7 protein-coding genes are annotated in these 6847 nt (G+C 31.2%); 2 read left to right on the top strand and 5 right to left on the bottom strand.

What is annotated here, in order from left to right; genetic code table 11:
• Together MR593_RS13560 and MR593_RS05925 are read left to right on the top strand one after the other, a co-directional pair.
• On the top strand, window positions 1-177 hold a 177-nt coding region (locus MR593_RS13560), incomplete at its 5' end, for an HAD family hydrolase (RefSeq protein ID WP_290690809.1).
• A gap of 84 nt (window positions 178-261) precedes the next feature.
• A complete protein-coding gene (locus MR593_RS05925) occupies window positions 262-1122 on the top strand; it encodes a nitroreductase family protein (protein WP_290690807.1) in 861 nt (286 codons plus the stop codon).
• Window positions 1123-1224: 102 nt separating this feature from the next.
• Here the strand turns inward: MR593_RS05925 and MR593_RS05920 are convergent, their stop codons facing one another.
• The 5 genes from MR593_RS05920 to MR593_RS05900 all read right to left on the bottom strand — a co-directional run bounded on the left by MR593_RS05920 (window position 1225) and on the right by MR593_RS05900 (window position 6605).
• Window positions 1225-3345: a PTS transporter subunit IIABC gene (locus MR593_RS05920; RefSeq protein WP_290690805.1), complete on the bottom strand. Its 2121-nt coding sequence runs from the start codon at window positions 3343-3345 to the stop codon at window positions 1225-1227.
• 268 nt (window positions 3346-3613) lie between these two features.
• Window positions 3614-4447, bottom strand: coding sequence for a BglG family transcription antiterminator LicT (gene licT, locus MR593_RS05915; RefSeq protein WP_290690803.1), 834 nt, complete (start codon window positions 4445-4447; stop codon window positions 3614-3616).
• A 197-nt stretch (window positions 4448-4644) separates the two neighbouring features.
• Window positions 4645-5295, bottom strand: coding sequence for an ABC-2 transporter permease (locus MR593_RS05910; protein WP_290690801.1), 651 nt, complete (start codon window positions 5293-5295; stop codon window positions 4645-4647).
• The gene (locus MR593_RS05905) at window positions 5295-6146 is read right to left on the bottom strand and encodes an ABC transporter ATP-binding protein (protein WP_290690798.1); all 852 of its coding nucleotides are present in this window, start codon (window positions 6144-6146) and stop codon (window positions 5295-5297) included. The genes MR593_RS05910 and MR593_RS05905 overlap by 1 nt, the downstream gene beginning before the upstream one ends.
• An 84-nt stretch (window positions 6147-6230) precedes the next feature.
• Window positions 6231-6605 carry a GntR family transcriptional regulator gene (locus MR593_RS05900; protein ID WP_290690795.1) on the bottom strand — a complete coding sequence of 125 codons (375 nt, stop codon included), beginning with the start codon at window positions 6603-6605 and terminating at the stop codon, window positions 6231-6233.
• Window positions 6606-6847: the final 242 nt, after the last annotated feature.

Below are 6847 nucleotides of genomic sequence, written 5' to 3'. Positions count from 1 at the left end.
TCAACAAGAGAAAAATGCCTATACGTAGGAGATTCAGGCTCAGATATGATAACTGCCCAAAATGCAGGTATGAAAAGCGTCGGCGTGACTTGGGGATTTAGAGATGCAGAGTCATTAAAAGAAAGTGGAGCTGACTTTTTAATAGACACTCCAAAAGAATTGTTAGAATTGTTGTAATTTTTTGTTTTTACATTTGTAAATTGTGGTATACTTTTAATAGGTAAACATTTTCAACAATTTCTAGTAGAGGAGGACTCACATATGGATTATAAAAAACTTATAATAGAAGGAAAATCATGTAGATCTTACAAATCAACACCTGTTTCTGAAGAATCATTTAAAGAGTTAGAAAAATTTTTAGATTCTAGAAAAAAATTAGTAAATGATATATCAGTAGAAATCAAAACTTTTTCAAATGATATAGTAGGAAAATTACAAGGTATAGCAGGTTATCATGGAAATATAGTTGAAGCACCAAACTATATGGTACTTTTATCTGATGTAAAGGATTTCTATATAGAAAATGCAGGTTATGTAGGAGAATGCTTAATTTTAAAAGCTAGAGACTTAGGTCTTGGAACTTGCTGGATTACTTTCAAGAGCAGCGACGAAATCAAAAAAGCACTAGATATCTCATCAGACAAAGAAGTTGTTGCAATTATAGCAATTGGATATGAAGATGCTTCTAAAGGATCTAAAAAATCAGCTGTAAAGGTTGGAGATAATTATTCTCAAGCTACAATGCACACTGAAGCTGCTACACCTTATAGACTTGGGGTAGAAGATATAGTTTACGTAGATACTTGGGGAAATAATGCAACTATAGATTTACTAGAAGAAAGATACTTAATCGATGCATTTAGTATATCAAGATTAGCTCCATCTACTTTAAATCAACAACCTTGGAGATTTATAATAGACGGTGGAAAAGTTATATTAGCTATCAAACAAGATGATTTCGCAAGTGATTACGAAAGAGGTATAGATACTGGTATTGCTTTATTATACTTCTCTATAGTAATAGATACTACTCTATTCGATTTACACTGGACTTTAGGCGAAATAGAAAATACTTACAATATTCCTGACGACTACAAGATAGTAGGTTACTGTAACGTATAGAAATTTATACATAGTTTTAAATAAAAAGTGCCACTTTTAATTTTAAAGCGGCACTTTTTTTAATATTTTTAATATATTATAAAATTTAAATTTGAAAGAAATCTATTTTTCAACTCTTAGCATTTCAGCTTTTTCATCGATATCGCCCTTAGCTAAAACTTTTACATCGCTATAAGCATCTGTGTTGCTTATTATTATTGGAGTTACTGTTTTATATCCAGCTTCTTTGATTTTATCCATATCAAATTCTGCTAATAAATCTCCAACCTTTACCTTATCTCCTACATTTACATGTACATTGAAAGGTTCACCGTTTAATTGTACTGTATCTAATCCTATGTGTATAAGAACTTCTATACCTTCATCTGAAGTTATTCCTATAGCATGCTTAGTATCGAATACTACTGAAACTGTTCCGTTTACTGGAGAAACTGCTCTTCCTTCAGCTGGTTCTATTCCTATACCTTTACCTAACATTCCTGCTGAGAATACACCGTCATTTACGTCTTCTAAAGCTATTGCTTTACCTTTTATTGGAGCATATACTACTCCGCTTTCTACTTTTACTTCTGCTTTAGCTTCTTGTTTTACTTCTGCTTGAGGAGCTTCTACTTTTACAGTATTATATTTTCCGCTAGCTATGAATTTTTCTAAGTTAGATTTTATAACTGTTACCTTTGGTCCGTATACAACTTGTACACCGTTACCTTTTATGATTACACCAGCTGCACCACTTGCTTTTAACATACCTTCGTTTACTTTAGAAGAATCTTTAACTGTTAAACGAAGTCTAGTTATACAGCAGTCTAAGTCAGTTAAGTTGTCATTTCCACCTAAACCTTGAAGTATTAAAGCACTTAATTCATCATCTGCATCTTCAGCACTTTGTCCTTCTTTTTTAGCATTTACATCTGCTCTTGTATATAATTTAACTTCTGCATTATCATCATCTTCACGACCTGGAGTTTTGAAGTCGAATTTTTTGATTAAGAAAGTGAATAAGAAGTAATAAACTACAAAGTAAGCTATACCTACAAATACTACATTTATCCAACTTGTTTTAGCATTTCCTTGAAGTATACCAAATAGGAATAAGTCTATAAGTCCTCCAGAGAAAGTCATACCAACACCAACGTTTAACATATGCATTAACATGTATGCAGCACCTGCGAATACACAGTGGATTACATATAATACTGGAGCAACGAATAAGAATGTAAATTCAAGTGGTTCAGTTATACCTGTTAACATTGAAGTTAATGCTGCTGATAATAGTAAACCTCCAACAGCTTTTCTCTTTTCAGGTTTTGCACATTTGTACATTGCAAGTGCAGCTCCTGGTAAACCGAATATCATAAGTGGGAATTTACCAGACATGAATCTAGTAGCTTCTACACTAAAGTGAGTAACACTTGGATCTGAAAGTTGAGCGAAGAATATGTTTTGAGCACCTTCTATCATCTTTCCAGCTACCTCCATAGTTCCACCAACACCTGTTTGCCAGAATGGTAAGTAGAATACATGGTGAAGACCAAATGGTATTAAAGCTCTTTCCATTAAACCGTATAACCAAGTTCCTATATATCCAGAACCTCTAACTAAATCACCTACAGAGTATATAGCACCTTGTATTGGTGGCCAGATATAGAACATTGCTATACCAACAACTAAGTAAACTATTGCACTTATTATTGGAACAAATCTTGTACCACCGAAGAATGATAATACTTGTGGTAATTCGATTTTGTAAAATCTATTGTGAAGTGCAGCAACACCAAGACCTACTATGATACCTCCAAATACACCCATTTGAAGAGATGTCATACCTAATACATCTGCTGTAGAACCATTTAACATGCTTTCTGCTCCACCATGAACTGTAATCATCGCACTAACTGAAGCATGCATTATGAAGAACGCTAAAGCACCTGCTAAAGCTGCAACTTCTTTTTCTTGTTTTGCCATACCTATTGCAACACCCATCGCAAATATAATTGGTAGGTTTGCAAATACTACGTTACCTGCTGCATTTAAAACTGTCAATAAGCTGTAAATAAATGTTCCAGGTCCCATAACACCCATTAATCCATATGCATTAAGCATTGTTTCATTTGTAAATGATCCACCTATTCCTAGGAAAAGACCAGCTACTGGTAAAATTGCTATTGGAAGCATGAATGATCTTCCGACACGTTGTAAGACACCAAAAATCTTATCTTTCATTTTGTAACTCCTCCTTTTAATTTATTTTTTTCCTTAATTTAATAATTTCCAAATGAAAAGATTTTATTATAATCTAGTAATTTTGAGCAAATAAAAAGACCTAACTAAAAATGTATGTCCCTTTAATTTACACAACAAAATATAGATATTTACATAAAATATAAATATAAATATAGCTAAAATTAAAATATATCTATTTTTGCTGTAAATTTGAGCTTCACATCTTCTAATTAGGTCTTGCCTGCATTACCAGTCACAATCCAAGTTATTAATTTGTAGATATTCTCTTTAGGTGAATAGTTAAAAACATCATTTCCTCACCTGTAAGATTTAAGTCGTATTTTTCCTTGATGTATTCTTTGATTTTTTCTGCACAGCCGTAATCCTTGCTGTAGTTTTCTCTAATCATTCTCTGCAATTGGAAATCTGTGTCCTTTGTAGGCTTATTGCTGAATAATCTCTGTGCAAAATATTTTAAATGAGTTATGAATCTTCCAAAATCTAGAGAATCCTCATTTAATTCTATATCGTAATAATTTCTCACTATTTCAAGCACTTCCTGCATAAATGAAGTTATCTTTATCATACTACTCATATTCGTATCTAGCTCTGCGTTTACAATATGTAGTGCGATAAATCCAGCTTCATCATCTGAAAGCCTTATATTGTGTTTTTTCTCTATAATGTCTAGTGATTCTAATCCCAATTTATACTCTTGGTTATAAAATCTCTTTATATCCCAGAGTAAAGCATTGCTGTACTCTTGGTTTAACTTTTTTCTTTCGATTGCAAAACTAAGGTGGTCAGTTAAAGTAATATAAATGTTGTCGTTTAATTTTTTGTTTAGTTTTAATTTTATATTATCTATGATCTCGGTGCATGTATCTATATATTCCTTAGGAACTTGATTTACTAGCTCTTGGAGTTTGTTTGAAGTAGCCTTATCGTCTATTTTGTAGACTGCCTCTACTTTATCCTCCTTTATCCATTCTCCTGGCTTTTTCTTAAATCCTATTCCCAAGCCTCTTATAATAACCTGCTTGCCGTTTTGATCTATAGAAATGATAAAATTATTATTAATTACCTTTTTTACCCTATACAATAACTATCACCTCCCACTTTGAGCATATATCAAAAAAGACCAACAAACATATAGAATACATATATAATTATCCCTATGTAGTTGGTCTTGCCTGCATTACCAGTCACAATCCATAAATATTTAATTTATTTAATTGCTCTTACAGTTATAAGAATAACATTTTCATTGAGTAATTGTCAATATATATTTTCGATTTCCTAAAATTCTTTTTTGCTATATATTTTTAATGATATTTTGTATGAAACAAAGCAGGCTACAACCGCTAATACAACTAATGCTATAGGTCCTATTTTAGCCAATGTATCTAATGTATTTGCATCCGGCATAGGTATATTAGAGTTTTCAGCTATTTTCGCAACTAAAAATACTAAAATTGCTGGTATAAAAAATACAGCCATCATAATTATTCTAGCCTTTTCTGCTCCATTTTTAAATACAATAGGAATTACTATGCAGAATAATATAGAGAATATAGCTGGTACGATTATAGATGTAACCAATATTTCTTCAATACTCAAAGGTACACCTGCAAAACTATTTATAGCTAAAGATCCAACAACACCAGCTACAATTCCAACTAATATACACATTACGAAAAATACGTATTTAGATAAAACCACATCTTTTCTAGTTATATTCATAGTTAAAGCGTATTTATCCCATTTAGCATATTCATCATATGACATAGTAGTTATAACCTGCATACTAAGCATCATAGTTATCATAGCACCAACAAAGGTTCCATTTTTTAAAAAAATCCCATACGCTGTAAAAAATATAAAAATAAGTATTAATTGCTTCATGTAATTTTTTAAATTTAATATATCTTTAATTAATAAACCTTTCATTATTTTGCACCCCTAACTGTAAATAAAATTATTTCTTCTAAATTTGTCTTGTCAACTACAAATCCCATATTTTCATAGTATTCTCTATTGTTTACCATTACCTCGCATCCAAAAGTGTTCTTTCTGATGCCGACTATATCTTCATTTTTTATTTTGTCGATTTCCTTTTCACTGCATTTTACTATACCTGCATTGTAAATTAGTTCGTCTTTATTTTCGCTGAATATGATTTGTCCATCATTTATAAAGGTTATGTAATCAGCAATTTTTTCTAGGTCGCTAGTTATATGTGAGGCTATAAGTATACTGCAATCTTCGTTTTGTATATAATCTAGGAATATATCTAAAATCTCATCTCTGACCACTGGATCCAGTCCACTTGTAGCTTCATCTAGTATTAGAAGCTTAGCTTCGTGGCTAAGTGCTACTGCTATAGATAGCTTCATTTTCATTCCTCTTGAAAAATCCTTTATTTTTTTGTACTTAGGTAGTTTAAATTTGTTTGTGTATTTTAAAAATTGATTTTTGTTCCAATTAGGATATATATTTTGCATTATTTTATCGATATCTGGTGTTTTTAAGTTGTCGTGAAAATAACTTTCGTCGAATACTACGGCTATGTCTTTTTTGATTTCCATTTCGTTTTCTTTGAAGTCTTTTCCAAATATTTTGACTTCTCCTGAATCTGTGTTTATTAGGTTTAGAATTCCCTTTAGTATAGTTGATTTTCCTGCCCCGTTTTCTCCTACGATTCCCATTATTGTACCTGTTTCTAGCTTGAAGGATGCATCCTTTAGCGAAAATCCTTCGTAAGTTTTGTTAAGGTTGTTTACTTCTATTGCGTATTTCATAGTAATCCCTCCGTATTTTTATACTATACATAAATTTAATTTTTAAAGTTTTTTTACTGTTTTTCCAAATATGTGTATAATTTTTTAATCCTCTTCATATAAAAGCCTTAGAATAGATTCTATCTCTTCGTAGTCTATCGAGCATTTTTTTGCTTCGTCTACTGCTTTTGATAGGTAATCTTCTATTAGTCTCAGCTTTTCTTCTTTTAGTAGCTCCATGTTGGTGCTTTTTACGAAGCTGCCCTTTCCTACTACTGAATATATAAATCCACCTCGCTCTAGCTCTTCATATGCTCGTTTTGTGGTTATTACACTTATGTGGAGCTCTTTTGCTAGAAATCTCATCGATGGCAGAGGATCTCCTGGTTTTAGTTCGCCACTTATTATCATGTTTTTTATTTGTGTCGTGATTTGTTCGTATATCGGCTTGTCGCTGTTGTTGCTGATTATGATTTCCATTGTTTCACCTCTTTTTATGTATATATTGTATATATCTTATATATACAATATATACTAATATGTACAATGTGTCAAGTTTGTATTTTTATATGTTTGTTTTTTATAGCAAAAAGTAAACTTAAAATCATATAATTGTAGTTTATAATTTTATATTTCTGTACAAAAATATAAAAATTTTGAAACATTCATTATACATATAGCATAAAAAACAAAAATAATTTAAAATTTAGTAAAGAAGTAAT

This window comes from Intestinibacter sp., from assembly GCF_022780145.1.
GTDB lineage: Bacteria > Bacillota > Clostridia > Peptostreptococcales > Peptostreptococcaceae > Intestinibacter.
The sequence above is the reverse complement of the archived record's forward strand: the minus strand, read 5'-3'. Positions and strand labels throughout refer to the sequence as shown.